Below are 14,273 nucleotides of genomic sequence, written 5' to 3' on the forward strand. Positions count from 1 at the left end.
AATTAACTATGCGATCCCAGTATACCCTTGCCGAAACCAGGGGGTATCCACGTGTCGAACTACGCAAATCAGCCGCTCATTCCATTTTCGAAAAGTCTGAGAACGCGATTCTTTGCGCTGTTCCTCATGTTTATCCCGCTAGTCGCAGGTCTCGGCGGCTACTTCGCTTACAATTTTTATTGGCAAGAAGTTGGAACGTCGCTCGGTGGACTGATGAATTTCGTCGACGCTAAACAGCAGGGCGTCATTCGGTTTCTCGGCCAGAACGAAAAGCAGGCCAAGCAATTGGCTGGGCTGGCCGAAGACCTGAACGCGACCCAACTTTCAGATCACTTTGCGCGCATCGTAAAATCCGATGTCTTTAATATTGAAGATCACCCTTTCAAAGATGAGATCAAGAGCGGCTCGCGGCACATCGCGGCAACCACCGTCTACCATTACATTGACTACGTCGTCGGAGACAAGATCGCCGCCTCTTCGGACCAGAAACGCATCGGCCAGAGCTTCGACAAAAAAACCGACGTGAAGCCAGGCTATTCCGATGTTTGGCGTGATAGCTCCGGCAATGCCGTCTTGACGTTCGCAGCCACAACCAAAAGCGGGACTGTCTATGTCCATGCCAACGCAATGATGTTGAGCAACATTGTCGACGGTGAGATTGGGAACCTTGAGGGCGGAGCTGGCGCATTCTATCTTGCGGGTATCGGCAAGACCTTCGACTATTACATCGTCAACAAAGATAACGTGATGATCACGGAATCTCGAGTCATCCCGAATGCGGTATTGTCCGCAAAGGGCAGCCAGGAACCATGGCAACTGACCATGATGACGGCGGGAGTTGTTTGCTCGTCCAGCGGAAAATATGTCACGAGCGGCAACTGCACCACCGGATGCCGCGAGGCAATGGGCTTTTATACGGGTCCAACGGGGAAAGAAATGCTTGGCGTTTCCATGCCATTTTACGATTCCGGCTGGACGATCGTCGTTGAGCAGGAAGCGTCGGAATTGCTCGGACCAATGCATCGGATGTTTCTGACAGTTGCGGCGATTGCGATTGTTGCATTTTCGCTGCTAGGCGCATTCATTGTTTACATGGTGTTGGGAATGACCGGCCGCATCACAACGCTCACCAATAAAATGGCGTCCCTGGCGGCGGGTGATCTTAGCGTCGAAGTTCCGTTTGCCGATCGGGCCGATGAGATTGGCTCGATGGCAGGCGCGGTTGAAGTGTTCAAGAGAAATGGGCTGGCTGTTCGAGACCTAAATGCGCAAGAAGCTGTTCTTCGCGGTAAAAGTGCTGAACTGCAATCGAGCATCGCGACTGTTGTCGCCGCCGCTGCGGCAGGCGATTTCACGGGAAGAATCGACAAAGACTATGACGATCCTGACCTGAACAGATTCGCTGGGAGCGTAAATGCACTCGTAGAGAGCGTCGATGGCGGAATCAACGAGACAAGAAGAGTTATTGCATCCCTGGCGGCCGGCGATCTTACAGAAAGCATGACGGGCCGATTCCAGGGAGCATTTGCGGAGCTTCAGACGAATGTGAACGAGACGCTTGCCACATTGCAACGAACCTTGGCAGAAGTTCGGACGACCAGCGATACCATCAATGGCAACTCATCTGAACTGAGGTCGGCCGCTGACGATTTGTCGAAGCGAACCGAACAACAGGCGGCTGCACTTGAGCAAACATCCGCCGCTTTGGATGAGATCACCTCAGCGGTCCGCCAGTCCAGTGATCGTGCCCAGGAGGCGACACAGTTCGTCAGTGATGCCAAGAAGAGCGCGGCTCAATCGTCAACCGTGGTGAAAAGTGCCGTTGACGCCATGGGGCGCATCGAGCAAGCTTCGGTCGAGATTGGACAAATCACCAACGTAATCGATGAGATCGCTTTCCAAACCAATCTTCTTGCTTTGAACGCAGGCGTCGAGGCGGCGCGAGCCGGAGAGGCTGGTAAAGGCTTCGCGGTTGTTGCGCAGGAAGTTCGTGAGCTGGCGCAGCGAGCAGCGTCCGCTGCAAAAGACATCAAGCAGCTGATTTCAAAATCAGGCTCTGAAGTGGCAATGGGGGTCAAGCTGGTCCAGGAAACTGGTTCCGCGCTCAGCACAATTGAAACTCAGGTTTTAAAAATCAACGATCACATTCAGGCCATAGCCACCGCTGCGCGGGAACAATCCACCGGGCTGGCCGAAGTCAGCAGTGCCGTAAACCAGATGGACCACGTCACACAACAGAACGCTGCTATGGTGGAAGAAGCCAATGCTTCGACCCACAAGCTTTCGGCGGAAGCAGACAATCTTGTCACTCTCATTGGAAGATTCAGGCTGGAAAGCGCCTCGAATAGCGATCTGACCAGCACCTCCCGGTTTTCGAAATCGACAGCGGGTTCGCTCCGCCTTGAAAGTGGGACCGTGACGCACGCCTTGCCTGTACGGCGCGTGATAGCCAATGTCACTCGCGCTTCTTCCTTCGGGTCGGCAAACTCGGCACTCAAGAATGAGGCGTGGGAAGAATTTTAAGGAGCGCGCGGCAGATCCGGCCAGGCCTGCCGCACATTTTTTCAATAAGAAGCAGAAAGCGGAAAATGACGACTGCCCCCATAACACCCATATCACGCATTGAGGTCCCAGGCGCCGGCACAATAGGGATGATGCCATGTCCCGGCAGAAGCGCTAGCATATTGGCCGAAGTCAGCAAGTTGGAGGAATTGGGCGTAGATGTCGTTGTCAGCCTGATGCAGGATCAGGAGTTTCCGGACCTTTCTGGTTTTTCAGAAGTGCTGCGGTCCAGTGAAATAGAATGGATACGGCTTCCTATCGTGCCCAATAGTATTCCTGACGCAGCGAGCGATTGGAATTTGGTACGCTCTGTTCTTATCAACCGGATCACCAATGGAAAGTTCGTCGCGATTCACTGCTGGGGTGGGCTGGGCCGCACGGGAATGATTGCCGCTGACCTGCTCACTGCTTTCTCACACGAACCCAGCGATGCCATAACTTTAGTACGTCAAGTGAGGCCAGGCACCATCGAGTCTGAAGCGCAGGAACGATGGATAAGCCGAACGCATAGCCCAAGGTAACCAGCTGACGAATTTCATAATTCTTGTCGGAAATCCGTATCTCATTGAAATCTGACGCCATTATCGAGGAGTGGCCCACACTTGGGTATCGTCAGTATGCTGAGTGGTGGCCAGTTCCTCCTCCGTCGCTGAATGCAGAGCTGTCTTTGCTGAACTCGTTGCCACCTTCGACGGCATTCGAGGTACGAATAAGCCGGTCGAACAAAGTTATGGTTTCTTTGGTGTAAATGAGGGCTAACACGCTCACGCGTGTTGATCTCGCTTTCATTTGGACCAAAGCCGTAGATCGCGATAAGATCCGACGATCGATACCGCGGCTGACCGCGGTGCGTTTACGTCGGGAAGGTCACATGATCACTTTGCGCACCGCAGCCGAGATCCACTCCGAAACTATCACCGTCGCGAGGACAAGAATGAAGATCGTCGTCACCTGCGGCCATGCCAGCATGTTGAGCGACGATTGCAGCTTCAACCCCAGACCGCCCGCGCCAACGAGGCCGAGAATGGCCGATTCGCGGATGTTGATATCCCATCTGAACACGGTCATGCCGAGAAACGAGGGCAAAACCTGCGGCACGATTGCATAGTCAATCACCTGCATTCGGCTTGCGCCGGTCGCTTCCACCGCCTCGACCTGGGATTGGTCGATTTCCTCGATGGCCTCGTAGAGCAGTTTTCCCACAAAGCCGATCGAGCGCAACGCGATCGCGATGATGCCGGCAAGCAGTCCCGGCCCTAAAATGGAAACGAGAAGCAGCGCCCAGATCAGCGAGTTGATGGATCGCGACGCGACAATGAGAAACAGCGCGATGGGCCTCAGAAAAAGCAGGCTTGGCGTCGTGTTTCGGGCCGCAAGGAAGGCGATCGGTACGGCGAGCATGGTGCCCGCAAGCGTGCCGAGGGTCGCCATGTTGAGTGTGTCCCAAAGCGGGACCAGCAATTCGCTCACATAGGACAGACGCGGCGGGAAGGCGCGGGTCAGGATATCGCCGCCTTGCCTCGGGGCGTCCTGAACGAACGCCCAGATCGTGTCCTTCGTCATGATCTGCCAGCAGAACATGAAGAGCGCGACGAGAGCGAGCCAGCCCAGCCATTGCAGAAGTTCGGTGCGCGGCTGAAGTTTGCGCCAGCTCTTGCCGCCGTGGATTGCGTTGGAAACCGGCATTACTGAATCCGTTTGCGAATGAGGCTCGAACCGTATTCGGCGAGCATGACGATGACGATGATGAGAATAAGCACGGCACCCGCGCTGTCGTATTCGTAGCGGTCGATGGATGTGTTGAGCGTCGCCCCGATGCCGCCTGCACCGACGATACCGATGACGGCCGACTCGCGAAAGTTGATGTCGAAACGATAAAGAGACAGGCCGATCAGCCGGGGCATGACCTGCGGCTGAACCGCGTAATTGACGAGTTGAAGCCAGGACGCACCGGTCGCGCGGATCGCCTCGGCCTGCTTTTCGTCAATTTCCTCGATCGCTTCGGCCAGCAGCTTGGCGATGAAGCCGATCGTTGCGAAGGCCAGCGTCAGGAAGCCTGCGAACGGCCCGAAGCCGAACATGGCGACGAGCAGGATGGCAATGATGATTTCCTGAAAGGCGCGTGACGCGGCGATGATCGAGCGGCAGACATAATAGACCGGTGCGGGCGCCAGATTACGTGCCGCGCCGACGCCGATCGGAATCGATATCAGGATGCCGACGATCGTCGAGCAGACGGTCATGGTCAGGCTTTCCTGCAGCCCTGCGACGATATCGCGCCAGCGCGAGGTGAAGTCGGGAACCAGAAAACCCTGCAGAAAGCGCCAGCCCCGGTCGAGCCCGTCATAGGCTCGCACCCAGTTGACGTCGATGCTGGCGGTCGCGAGCAGCAGGTAAGCCAGCGCTGCGCCATAGACGAGCCACCGCATGCCTGCGTTCCTGATGAACAGCGGCGGGCGGCGCCATGTCGTCGGATAGGTTTTCATGCCGGCGTAGGCCATCAGACCACACCCGCCATGCGCTCGTCGGCGCGTTCGCGCTCGGCGGCTGCGACACGTTCTTCCTCGGCATCGCTTTCGGCTTGCTTCTGCATCGCCGCCCAGTCTTCTTCGCCGTAAATGCGCGTCAGCGCGGCATTGTCGAGCATGTCCGGTGTGCCATCGAAGACGACTTCGCCGGCGCGCAACCCGATGATGCGCTCTACGAAGGCCTGCGCGAGCAAAACATCGTGAATGTTGATGATGGCCGGCAGACCGCGTTCCCTTGAAATTTCGACGATCAGCCGCATGATCTGGCGAGAGGTCTTCGGATCGAGGGAAGCCGTCGGTTCGTCGATCAGGAGAAGTTCCGGGTCTTGCTCAAGAGCGCGTGCAATACCGACGCGTTGGCGCTGGCCGCCCGATAGGGCATCGGCGCGCTTGTCAGCATGGGCTGTCAGGCCGACGCGATCCAGAAGCGCGAAAGCATTTTCGACATAGGCGGAAGGATAGCGGCGCAAGAGGCTGCGCCAGAACGGAACGTAGCCAAGCCGCCCGGACAGGACGTTTTCCATCACGGTCAGCCGCTCGACCAGCGCATATTCCTGGAAAATCATGCCCATCCGTCGGCGCGCCACGCGCAATTCACTTCTGGACAGAGCGGTCACATCGAGGTCGCCGAGAAAGATTTGACCGGCGCTCGGCTCGATCAAACGGTTGATGCAGCGGATGAGGCTCGATTTTCCGGCGCCCGACGGCCCGATCAGCCCGACCACCTGACCCGCCGGTATCTCGAGGCTGATGCTCTTCAGAGCCTTGTCACCGGTCTTGTATGTTTTCGTCAGCTCTGAAATTCTGAGCATTATCATCCCCTGCCTCTGCGGAATAGTTGAACGCCGGGCCTCCACGACCCGGCGTCCGATAGATCGGCTCATGATTATTTGCAGGTATAGGATACGCCGTTCGCGTCATCGATCTGGCGGACAACGGCCCATTGATCCTTGAAAGTGATCGGGATGAACGCTTCCTGCGGCGGTTCTGAAGTCTGGAACTCCTTCAGCAGGGCCGATCCTTCCCAATTGTAGGAGAAGAACGCATCCTTGATCTTTTCCTGCAATTCCGGGGTCAGGTTATGAGCGACGCCGTAACCGGTCGTCGGGAAGGTCTGCGACTTGTAGATCGAGACGAGCTGGTCCTTCTTGACGACATCGCGAGCAACCATTCGCTTCATCACGGAATTCGCGATAGCGGCTGCCGGATAGTCCTTGTTTGCCACGCCGAGAATCGAGTTGTCATGCTTGCCGGAGAAAACTGGCTCGAAGTCGGTCCCTGCTACGAGCTTGTATTCAGACTTCAACAGCGCAGAAGGCGCCTTGAAGCCGGAGTTGGACGTCTCTGCGGTAAAGGCGAGCTTCTTGCCCTTCACGTCTTCGATCTTCTCAATGCCCGAGCCCGGATAGGTGATGATTTCCATTTCGTAACCGAAGGCGCCATCCTTGGACGCCATCATGGCCAAGGGGCGGAAGCCGGCGCAGGCGACGGCGATCGGATTGGAGCCGGTGTTGAAGCCCGAAACGTGCAAACGACCCGCACGCATGGCCTCGATCTGCGCGGCGTTTTCCTGAACCGGGAAGAACTGGACCTTCTTGCCGGTCTTTTCGGCGAGATGATCGAGGAAGCCCTTCCACACGTCGGCATAAACGGCCGGGTCTTCGACCGGCGTATAGGCGAAGACGAGTGTTGCCGGATCGACCAGCTTATCTTTTTCGGTCGGAATGTCGGCGACCATGTCGCCATCAGCATCCGTGTAACGAGCATCGAGTTTGAATTCCGCTTGGGCAGGCATTGCAAATGCTACGGAAAGAGCCAGGACGGCCGCGAGCTTCTTCATCGGGTTCTCCATTGATCCAGAAAGAGTCACCCCGCTTATTCTGCACTTCCGCTACAGGAATATGACAATTCTGTATATTTCCAGAAATACGGAAATATCGAATTTGACGCCAGTTAAGGATCCTTGCTTCCAGGCATGAAAATCGATATATCCAGACTTATGGAAAAATCAGCTATCGTAGATGCATTTGCGGCGATTGCCCAAACCACTCGACTCGACGCACTTCGCCTCCTTCTCGATAACGCGGCGGACGGATTGCCGTCAGGCGACATCGGCAGATTGCTTGATATTCCTCAAAACACGATGTCATCACATCTCAACGTGTTGAAGCGAGCAGGTCTGGTACAGACGCAACGTGTCGGCACCACGATAATTTACCGTCCGAATACGGAGCTTGTCTGGCGGCTTGTCGAGTTTTTGGCGACAGACTTCTCTCACCCTCCCGGTAAGCGTGCTCATGCCGAGACTGCGTCTGACCAGCCAGTGAGGAGAGTTTTCAACGTTCTTTTTTTGTGCCGGGCAAACTCGGCGAGGTCGATCATGGCAGAGGCTATCCTCCGCAATATGGCGCCCGAACGTTTCAAGGCGTACTCCGCCGGTAATCTGCCAGCAAGTGTCGTTCATCCCTTAACGCTTGTGACGCTCCAGAAAATCGAATGTCCGATCGGTGACCTGCGCCCCAAGAGCTGGGATGAGTTCAAGGGGGAAAACCGTATTGCGATGGATTTTGTGTTCACCGTTTGCGACACACTGACCGGCGAGCAGTGTCCGTCCTGGCCGGGTCAGCCGTTTACCGCACACTGGGGGATCGACGATCCGACTATTGTCGAAGGCACGGAACTCCAAAAGCTCGCAGCTTTTCGCCGGGCAGCCGATGCGATTACCAGCCGACTTTCCGTGTTCACGTCGCTTCCGATGGAATCGATCGATCGGATGTCTCTTCAGACGCAGCTGAGAGCACTCGGGGACGTAAATCGCTGACGGCGGCTATTGCAGTCCGTAGCCACAACCCCGCACAGTACGAACGGCGTCTTCCTTGCTACCAATGTTCAGCGATTTTCGCAGCCGTTTGATACTCACGTCGACAATACGCTCGTCCCTACTGACATCGTTCCAAACCATCTCGAGGATTTCTTGACGCGAAAAAAGACGCGCGGGCTCCTGCAACATCGTCTGCAGCAGGCGGTATTCGGTAGGGCCAAGATGAATTTGCCGACCCTTGCGCGAAACCCTGTGAGTTTCCAGGTTCAGGGATATCTCGCGATGGTTCAAAATCCTTGTGGTTTTCGAGACTGAACGCTCAATGAGGGCATTGCTGCGAGCGAGAAGCTCCTGCATGGAAAAGGGCCTCGGCAGGTAGTCGTCGGCCCCGACGTCGAAAAAGGTGGTGGGGACGGCCTCCCCACCCAAGACGATGATTGCCAGCTGTCTTCTTTGGACGTTCGATCGCATACGAACGAACGATTTGTGCAGAGCGCCGGCTCGCCCAAGAGAATCAACGACGACCAGATCCGGTTGCCGCTCGGCGACCATGCGTTCGCACTGGTCTGCCATGCCACAAACTCCGGCGATGTAACCCTCTTCGCGGAAGCTAGCCTCGAGGATCGAGCCAACGCCCGTATCTTCCTGTACGATAACAACGCTCGGCATGCACGTCACTCCATCGCGACCACGGTTTCAGCGCGCGGCCGATCGGCCGAGACATCATCACCCGTCACAATGTATTCGACCGTCTCAGCCAGATTTGTGGCATGGTCACCGACGCGCTCAAGGTTCTTCGCACAGAAGAGCAGATGGGCGCACAAGGTGATCGAGCGCTGGTCCTCCATCATATATGTCAGGAGTTCCCGAAAGAGCCCGTTATAGAGGACGTCGATATGCTCGTCCTGGCGTCGAACCTCCGACGCCATTTTCGCGTCGTTGTTTCGGAAGGCTTCAAGGGCGCCTGCCATCTGGGTTTTGGCAGCTTCAGCCAGCGTGCCAAAGCCGGCGGAAACGACACCCCTGTTGAGTGACGCATCAACGATCGCAGAGCGTTTGGCAATATTTTTCGCGAGATCGCCCACGCGCTCGAGATTTGAAACCATTCGCATCGCACCGACGATCCGCCTCAGATCGTTGGCCACGGGCTGTCTGCGGGCAATAATTTGGACAGCTGCCGTTTCAGCAGTCCTCTGCATGGCATCAAGTTGAAGGTCAGCCTTGACGACCTCTTCTGCGAGCGCCTTGTCGTTACCGATGAGGGCATCGACCGACTTGTCGAGGAGCGAAGCAGCGATGCGCCCCATGGAAGAGACTTGTTCCGTGAGGTCGTGCAGCTCTTCGTCGAAAGCGCGAATAGTGTGATCCATCGTCATGATTTTTTCCTCAGCCGAAGCGCCCGGTGATGTAGTGCTGTGTTTTTTCGTTCTGCGGGTTTGTGAAGAACTCATTTGTCGCGTTGTACTCGGTCATCTCGCCAAGGTGCATGTAGGCGGTGTAGGTCGATATACGCGCAGCCTGCTGCATGTTGTGCGTGACGATGACAATCGTATATTGATCGCGCAATTCAGCGACCAACTCCTCGATTTTCGCCGTGGCGATCGGGTCAAGCGCCGATGTCGGTTCGTCGAACAGAATGATTTCCGGGTTTGGAGCGAGCGTTCGGGCAATACACAAACGTTGCTGCTGCCCTCCCGATAAACCGTAGGCCGACTGATGCAGGCGGTCCTTCACCTCGTTCCAGAGGGCGGCGCCTTGAAGAGCCTGCTCGACCCGCTCGTCGAGCAGGCTCTTCTTTGTGATACCGCGTACTTTGAGGCCTGCCGCAACATTCTCATAGATGGACTTGGGGAATGGGTTAGGCTTTTGGAAAACCATCCCGATCCGCAATCGGATCAAGATCGGATCGATGCCTGAAGAAACCAGATTCTGCTTTTCCGGCAACAGTTCGATTGCACCCTCGTATCGGTTGCCCGGGTAAAGATCGTGCATACGGTTGAACGATCGCAGGAGCGTGCTCTTTCCGCAGCCTGACGGACCGATCAAGGCAGTGACTTGCTTGTCGGCAATCGGAAGATTGACCTTTTTCAGGGCGTGGAAATCTCCATACCAGAAATCGAGATCCCTCACCTCCGCCCGCAGATGCTCAGGATGGGTCAGAATGTTGCGGGAGGAACTTGTTTCCTGGCCTGCGTTTACAGGCCGCAGGGCGGTTGTTGTATCGTTCATTTTCGGTCCGATCTCAGTTAGAGGCCAAGCTTGCGTCGAAGCCGGAAGCGTATCCAAATGGCGATGGCATTCATGCCGAGCGTCATGAACATCAGCACAACGCCTGTCGCCGCAGCATTGACGTGGAAGGCTGCCTGCGGTCGCGAAATCCAGTTGAACATCTGGATCGGCATCACCGTAAATGGCGCATTCAGCCAATCGAAATTGATGAAAGGAAAGTTCGCGCTCACGGGTGCAGGCGGCAAGAACGCGATAAATGTCAGAGCGCCGATCGTGATGATGGGCGCGGTTTCGCCGATGGCCCGCGACAAGCCGACGATCGCTCCGGTGAGGATGCCAGGCCGGGCAGCAGGCAGGATGTAGTGCCACATCGTCTGCCATTTATCGGCACCAAGACCAAACGCACCTTCGCGGATTGTCTGCGGTATCGCGCGGATAGCCTCTCTCGTCGCGACAATGACGATCGGTAGGATCAAAAGCGCGAGCACCATACCCGCAACAAGCACAGTCCGCCCAAGATCGGCCAAGTAGACGAAAAACCCGAGCGCAAGCAGGCCGTAGATAATCGACGGCACGCCGGCAAGATTGGTGACGTTGATCTCGATCACATCTGTCAGCCAGTTCTTCTTCGCGTATTCCTCAAGGTAGAGACCAGCTCCAACACCGAGCGGAATAGCCAGAAGCGCGGTGACAAACATGACGAGGCAAGTGCCCACCCAAGCCGATAGAATTCCGGCATCGGCAGCCCGCCTTGAAGGAAACTCCGTCAGAAAAGCGTAATCAATCTGAGCCAGTCCATCACTGAAGAGGTCCACGATGAGCGCGATCAGGAAGGCCATGACGATGAACAGGATGATCAGGCCCAAACTCGCAAACACGAGATCGTTTCGTCTCGCTCGATTGACCAGTTGAACTTGTGAGGAAGTGTCGTGGAGCACAGTTATATTCTCGGCACTGATAGCCATCAGTAAGCCTCCCGGAAGCGGCGGCGAAGAAAGAAGCCGACAATATTGAAGATCAGGGTCAACACGAAGAGCGCGAGGCCAGCCGCAAAAATGGTTTGATATGCCAGCGATCCGTGCGGCAAATCACCAAGGCTCATCTGAACGATGTATGACGTGATCGTTGCAGCACCCTCTCGAGGATCTGCGGTCAGGTTCGGGTTCTGGCCCGCAGCGATGGCAAGCACCATGGTCTCACCGACGGCACGGGACATGCCCAGGAGGTATGCCGCGGTAATCCCGGAGAAAGCACCTGGAATGATGACCCTGAACGACGTTTGCAGCCTAGTCATGCCGAGTGCGTAGGCGCCCTCCCTTAGCGAAGCCGGCACGGCGCGCATGGCGTCTTCGCTGATCGAGACGATGTAGGGCATGATCATGATGCCGAGCACGATCCCTGGCGCGAGGAGATTGAAGCTGGTCAAGCCGGGGATAAATGTCTGGAGCAAAGGCGTTATGAAGAGGAGAGCGAAGTAGCCGAAAACGACTGTCGGCACCCCTCCAAGCAATTCGAGGATCGGCTTGACTGTCTCTCTAACGGCTGGCCGAGCATACTCACTCAGATAGACTGCCAGACTTGTTCCTAGAGGTATGGCGATCAGGATCGCAATCCCGGCGGCCCATAGCGTTGCCGTGAGTAGTGGCAGGATACCATATCGCGGCTGGGCGAAGACGGGCGTCCATTCTGTGTCGGTCAGGAACGTCCACAGCGAGACCTGCATGAAGAAATTCCACGACTCGCTGACGAGCACATAGATGATCGCGGCCGTCACGAAAACCGAAAGGGCAGCAGACAGAAACAGCAACACACGCATCGACATATCGATGAGACGTCGCCGTTTCAGAAAAGCGTCACTTGGAAGATATGGGTCGAGCGTTGTAGGCATCTTGTGCTCCGGTGAGAGCAGCCGCGAACGCTCGCGGCTGCCGGAAAGGTATGGATTTTAGTTGGCTGCGTCGGCGACGAGATCGGAGACCGTCACACCGACCTTCGAACCACCTTCGAAGTGGCTTCCGGTCTTGCGGTTTTCGAACTTCTTGAGCGCGAGGCCAGCGGCTTCTGCAGGCAAAGCCACATACCCAACTTCACTGACAAGCTCTTCCTGGTTCTTCGCGTCGAAGAGGAACTCGGCGAAAGCACGCACGTGCGGCTTTTCGTCGGCGGCCTTCTTGGACGCATAGTAGAACAGCGGGCGGGTCAGCGGCTGGTAGGTTCCATCGGTCGCGGTCTCGATCGACGGCGCCACGCACGATCCATCGGCTTGCTTGATTTCAACAGCCTTCACCTTGCCGGCGTTTTCGCTCAGATAGGCGAGGCCAAGGAAGCCGATCGCGTTCTTGTCGCCGGCAACGCCCTGTACCGTGATGTTGTCATCTTCGGTCGCCGTATAGTCGCCGCGGCTGGAGTGTTCTTTGCCGTTGATCGCAAGGGTGTAATAGTCGTAGGTTCCAGAGTCAGTGCCAGCACCGAACAGGCCGAGCTTGGCATCTGGGAAGTCACCGCGGACCTGGTTCCAATTGGTGACCTTGCCCTGCGCCTCAGGCTCCCAGATTTTCTTCAGCTCAGCGACCGTCATGCAGGATGCCCAGTTATTCTGCGGGCTGACGATCGTCGCCAATGCGTCGATGGCGACCGGCAGCTCGATGAACTCGACCTTGTTCTGCTTGCAGAGTTCGATTTCGTCGGAACGGATCGGCCGCGATGCGCCGGTGATGTCCGTCTCGCCGCGGCAGAACTTCTTGAAGCCGCCGCCCGTACCCGACGAACCAACCGTAACGAGCGTCTTGCCAGCCTGAGCCTTCTGGAACTCTTCAGCCATGGCTTCGGAAATTGGGAAAACGGTGCTGGAACCGTCGATCAGAACGGTCGGAGCCTGCTGTGCGAAGGACGGCGCGACAAGAAGACCGAGCGTCAGAGCCGAGATTGCGGAAGAAGCGAAGGCGGCGCGCGCCGGGCGAAAGGTTTTCGTGTTGTGTTCATGACGACCCTCTGTGAATTCAGAAAAGCTGAACGCGACATCCGCGAACGCAGGGCGGTCATAGTATTGTTCTATGACAGTTTTATGTCAATCAAGTATAGTATGGTATATCCAGATGGATTGATATTTATAGATTGAGATAGTTACTTGCAATGTTCACCAGCGCGATATTTATACTCATGAAGAATTGGGAGTCCTAATTGCGGCATCGGCCGCCAGCAAGCTCGGAGCGAAAGATAGCCCGTCGCGCCCTTTAAGGCAATCATATTTCCAGATTTCTGGATATTTAGTGTATGTCATAAATTTGCGTTGAAACTGTAATAAATGCCTCCACCAACGAAATTGAGGAAAAGCGGGCGCATGTCTCCAAAGGTATTGATCGTCGAAGATGAGGAAGCGCTGAGCGTCCTCCTCCGCTATAATCTTGAAGCAGAGGGATACCTGGTCGAAGCGATCACTCACGGCGAAGAAGCCGATATCGCACTCCAGGAGAATGTTCCGGATTTGCTGGTTCTCGACTGGATGCTGCCTGGCGTTTCAGGAATCGAACTTTGCCGTCGCCTTCGGGCCCGACCGAATACTGAACGACTGCCAGTGATTATGCTGACAGCGCGAGGAGAAGAGACGGAGCGCGTCCGCGGACTGGCAACAGGTGCCGATGATTATCTGGTCAAACCGTTCTCGACGCCGGAGCTTATGGCCAGGGTGAGAGCTCTGTTGCGGCGTTCGAAACCCGCGTTGATATCGTCTATTTTGCGTTATGCAGACATCGAACTCGACCGGGAAAGCCACCGCGTCCATCGCGAACGACGAGAGGTCAGGCTTGGGCCGACCGAGTTCCGGCTGCTTGACTTTCTCATGGCTTCACCAGGGCGTGTTTTCTCGCGCGCACAACTGCTCGACGGCGTATGGGGGCACGACCTTTACGTGGATGAGCGGACCGTGGATGTCCACATAGGCCGGCTTCGGAAAGCTCTCAACTTTTCCAATAAGCCGGATCTCATCCGCACCGTAAGAGGCGCAGGATATTCAATGGATACCGGATTAAAATAGCCACCAGCCCCTCATCTTCGATTCTTCAACAGCAATAGGAAAAACGGCACAAACATATTACAGTTTTATGACGGCTCTGGAGGAGAGCCGTGTGGAGGTC

General features: G+C 56.1%; 14 protein-coding genes. 4 read left to right on the plus strand and 10 right to left on the minus strand.

All coding sequences use genetic code 11. From position 1 onward, the window contains the following. Positions 1 to 126: 126 nt before the first annotated feature. The gene (locus tag L904_RS07565; protein ID WP_020810065.1) at positions 127 to 2,523 is read left to right on the plus strand and encodes a methyl-accepting chemotaxis protein; all 2,397 of its coding nucleotides are present in this window, start codon (positions 127 to 129) and stop codon (positions 2,521 to 2,523) included. 65 nt (positions 2,524 to 2,588) lie between these two features. Continuing rightward, positions 2,589 to 3,083, plus strand: a complete 495-nt coding sequence (locus tag L904_RS07570) for a dual specificity protein phosphatase family protein (RefSeq protein WP_020810066.1) — start codon at positions 2,589 to 2,591, stop codon at positions 3,081 to 3,083. A 346-nt stretch (positions 3,084 to 3,429) separates the two neighbouring features. Here L904_RS07570 and phnE (L904_RS07575) read toward each other — a convergent pair whose 3' ends face one another. The 4 genes from phnE (L904_RS07575) to phnD form a co-directional block, all read right to left on the minus strand. Then, positions 3,430 to 4,248 (minus strand): phosphonate ABC transporter, permease protein PhnE, encoded by an 819-nt coding sequence (gene phnE, locus L904_RS07575; RefSeq protein WP_020810067.1) that lies wholly within the window; start codon positions 4,246 to 4,248, stop codon positions 3,430 to 3,432. Then, the gene (gene phnE, locus L904_RS07580) at positions 4,248 to 5,063 is read right to left on the minus strand and encodes a phosphonate ABC transporter, permease protein PhnE (RefSeq protein WP_020810068.1); all 816 of its coding nucleotides are present in this window, start codon (positions 5,061 to 5,063) and stop codon (positions 4,248 to 4,250) included. Before phnE (L904_RS07580) ends, phnE (L904_RS07575) begins: the two co-directional genes overlap by 1 nt. Further along, a complete protein-coding gene (phnC, locus tag L904_RS07585) occupies positions 5,063 to 5,902 on the minus strand; it encodes a phosphonate ABC transporter ATP-binding protein (protein WP_031233837.1) in 840 nt (279 codons plus the stop codon). Before phnC ends, phnE (L904_RS07580) begins: the two co-directional genes overlap by 1 nt. A gap of 74 nt (positions 5,903 to 5,976) precedes the next feature. Beyond that, the gene (gene phnD, locus L904_RS07590; protein WP_020810070.1) at positions 5,977 to 6,930 is read right to left on the minus strand and encodes a phosphate/phosphite/phosphonate ABC transporter substrate-binding protein; all 954 of its coding nucleotides are present in this window, start codon (positions 6,928 to 6,930) and stop codon (positions 5,977 to 5,979) included. A gap of 135 nt (positions 6,931 to 7,065) precedes the next feature. Between phnD and L904_RS07595 the strand changes: the two genes are divergently transcribed. After that, positions 7,066 to 7,911 carry a metalloregulator ArsR/SmtB family transcription factor gene (locus L904_RS07595; RefSeq protein ID WP_245267290.1) on the plus strand — a complete coding sequence of 282 codons (846 nt, stop codon included), beginning with the start codon at positions 7,066 to 7,068 and terminating at the stop codon, positions 7,909 to 7,911. A 6-nt stretch (positions 7,912 to 7,917) separates the two neighbouring features. Here the strand turns inward: L904_RS07595 and L904_RS07600 are convergent, their stop codons facing one another. From L904_RS07600 to L904_RS07625, 6 genes are read right to left on the minus strand one after another with little or no spacing between them, the layout of a single operon-like run. Then, the gene (locus tag L904_RS07600; protein WP_020810072.1) at positions 7,918 to 8,580 is read right to left on the minus strand and encodes a winged helix-turn-helix domain-containing protein; all 663 of its coding nucleotides are present in this window, start codon (positions 8,578 to 8,580) and stop codon (positions 7,918 to 7,920) included. A 5-nt stretch (positions 8,581 to 8,585) separates the two neighbouring features. After that, the gene (phoU, locus tag L904_RS07605) at positions 8,586 to 9,287 is read right to left on the minus strand and encodes a phosphate signaling complex protein PhoU (RefSeq protein ID WP_020810073.1); all 702 of its coding nucleotides are present in this window, start codon (positions 9,285 to 9,287) and stop codon (positions 8,586 to 8,588) included. A 10-nt stretch (positions 9,288 to 9,297) separates the two neighbouring features. Beyond that, on the minus strand, positions 9,298 to 10,140 hold the full coding sequence (pstB, locus tag L904_RS07610) for a phosphate ABC transporter ATP-binding protein PstB (protein ID WP_020810074.1): 843 nt from the start codon (positions 10,138 to 10,140) through the stop codon (positions 9,298 to 9,300). Positions 10,141 to 10,157: 17 nt separating this feature from the next. Further along, the gene (gene pstA / locus L904_RS07615; protein WP_049832284.1) at positions 10,158 to 11,105 is read right to left on the minus strand and encodes a phosphate ABC transporter permease PstA; all 948 of its coding nucleotides are present in this window, start codon (positions 11,103 to 11,105) and stop codon (positions 10,158 to 10,160) included. After that, complete coding sequence (pstC, locus tag L904_RS07620; RefSeq protein ID WP_020810076.1) at positions 11,105 to 12,028, minus strand: phosphate ABC transporter permease subunit PstC; 924 nt, start codon at positions 12,026 to 12,028, stop codon at positions 11,105 to 11,107. The genes pstA and pstC overlap by 1 nt, the downstream gene beginning before the upstream one ends. Positions 12,029 to 12,085: 57 nt before the next feature. Beyond that, positions 12,086 to 13,066, minus strand: a complete 981-nt coding sequence (locus L904_RS07625) for a PstS family phosphate ABC transporter substrate-binding protein (protein ID WP_059775495.1) — start codon at positions 13,064 to 13,066, stop codon at positions 12,086 to 12,088. A gap of 414 nt (positions 13,067 to 13,480) precedes the next feature. Between L904_RS07625 and phoB the strand changes: the two genes are divergently transcribed. Further along, entirely contained in the window at positions 13,481 to 14,173 is a 693-nt protein-coding gene (gene phoB, locus L904_RS07630; protein ID WP_020810080.1) for a phosphate regulon transcriptional regulator PhoB, read from the plus strand. The last annotated feature ends 100 nt before the right edge of the window (positions 14,174 to 14,273 follow it).

The sequence above is a fragment of the Agrobacterium sp. LY4 genome (genome assembly GCF_001526585.1).
GTDB lineage: Bacteria > Pseudomonadota > Alphaproteobacteria > Rhizobiales > Rhizobiaceae > Agrobacterium > Agrobacterium leguminum.

Excerpts from the sequence above, each read along its gene's own strand:
- phnE (WP_020810068.1), bottom strand. The coding sequence starts at position 5,063 with ATGGCCTACGCCGGCATGAAAACCTATCCGACGACATGGCGCCGCCCG.
- L904_RS07565 (WP_020810065.1), top strand. The coding sequence starts at position 127 with ATGTTTATCCCGCTAGTCGCAGGTCTCGGCGGCTACTTCGCTTACAAT.
- L904_RS07600 (WP_020810072.1), bottom strand. The coding sequence starts at position 8,580 with ATGCCGAGCGTTGTTATCGTACAGGAAGATACGGGCGTTGGCTCGATC.
- phoB (WP_020810080.1), top strand. The coding sequence starts at position 13,481 with ATGTCTCCAAAGGTATTGATCGTCGAAGATGAGGAAGCGCTGAGCGTC.
- phnD (WP_020810070.1), bottom strand. The coding sequence starts at position 6,930 with ATGAAGAAGCTCGCGGCCGTCCTGGCTCTTTCCGTAGCATTTGCAATG.
- phnC (WP_031233837.1), bottom strand. The coding sequence starts at position 5,902 with ATGCTCAGAATTTCAGAGCTGACGAAAACATACAAGACCGGTGACAAG.
- phnE (WP_020810067.1), bottom strand. The coding sequence starts at position 4,248 with ATGCCGGTTTCCAACGCAATCCACGGCGGCAAGAGCTGGCGCAAACTT.
- L904_RS07595 (WP_245267290.1), top strand. The coding sequence starts at position 7,066 with ATGAAAATCGATATATCCAGACTTATGGAAAAATCAGCTATCGTAGAT.
- pstC (WP_020810076.1), bottom strand. The coding sequence starts at position 12,028 with ATGCCTACAACGCTCGACCCATATCTTCCAAGTGACGCTTTTCTGAAA.
- L904_RS07570 (WP_020810066.1), top strand. The coding sequence starts at position 2,589 with ATGACGACTGCCCCCATAACACCCATATCACGCATTGAGGTCCCAGGC.
- phoU (WP_020810073.1), bottom strand. The coding sequence starts at position 9,287 with ATGACGATGGATCACACTATTCGCGCTTTCGACGAAGAGCTGCACGAC.
- pstB (WP_020810074.1), bottom strand. The coding sequence starts at position 10,140 with ATGAACGATACAACAACCGCCCTGCGGCCTGTAAACGCAGGCCAGGAA.
- pstA (WP_049832284.1), bottom strand. The coding sequence starts at position 11,105 with ATGGCTATCAGTGCCGAGAATATAACTGTGCTCCACGACACTTCCTCA.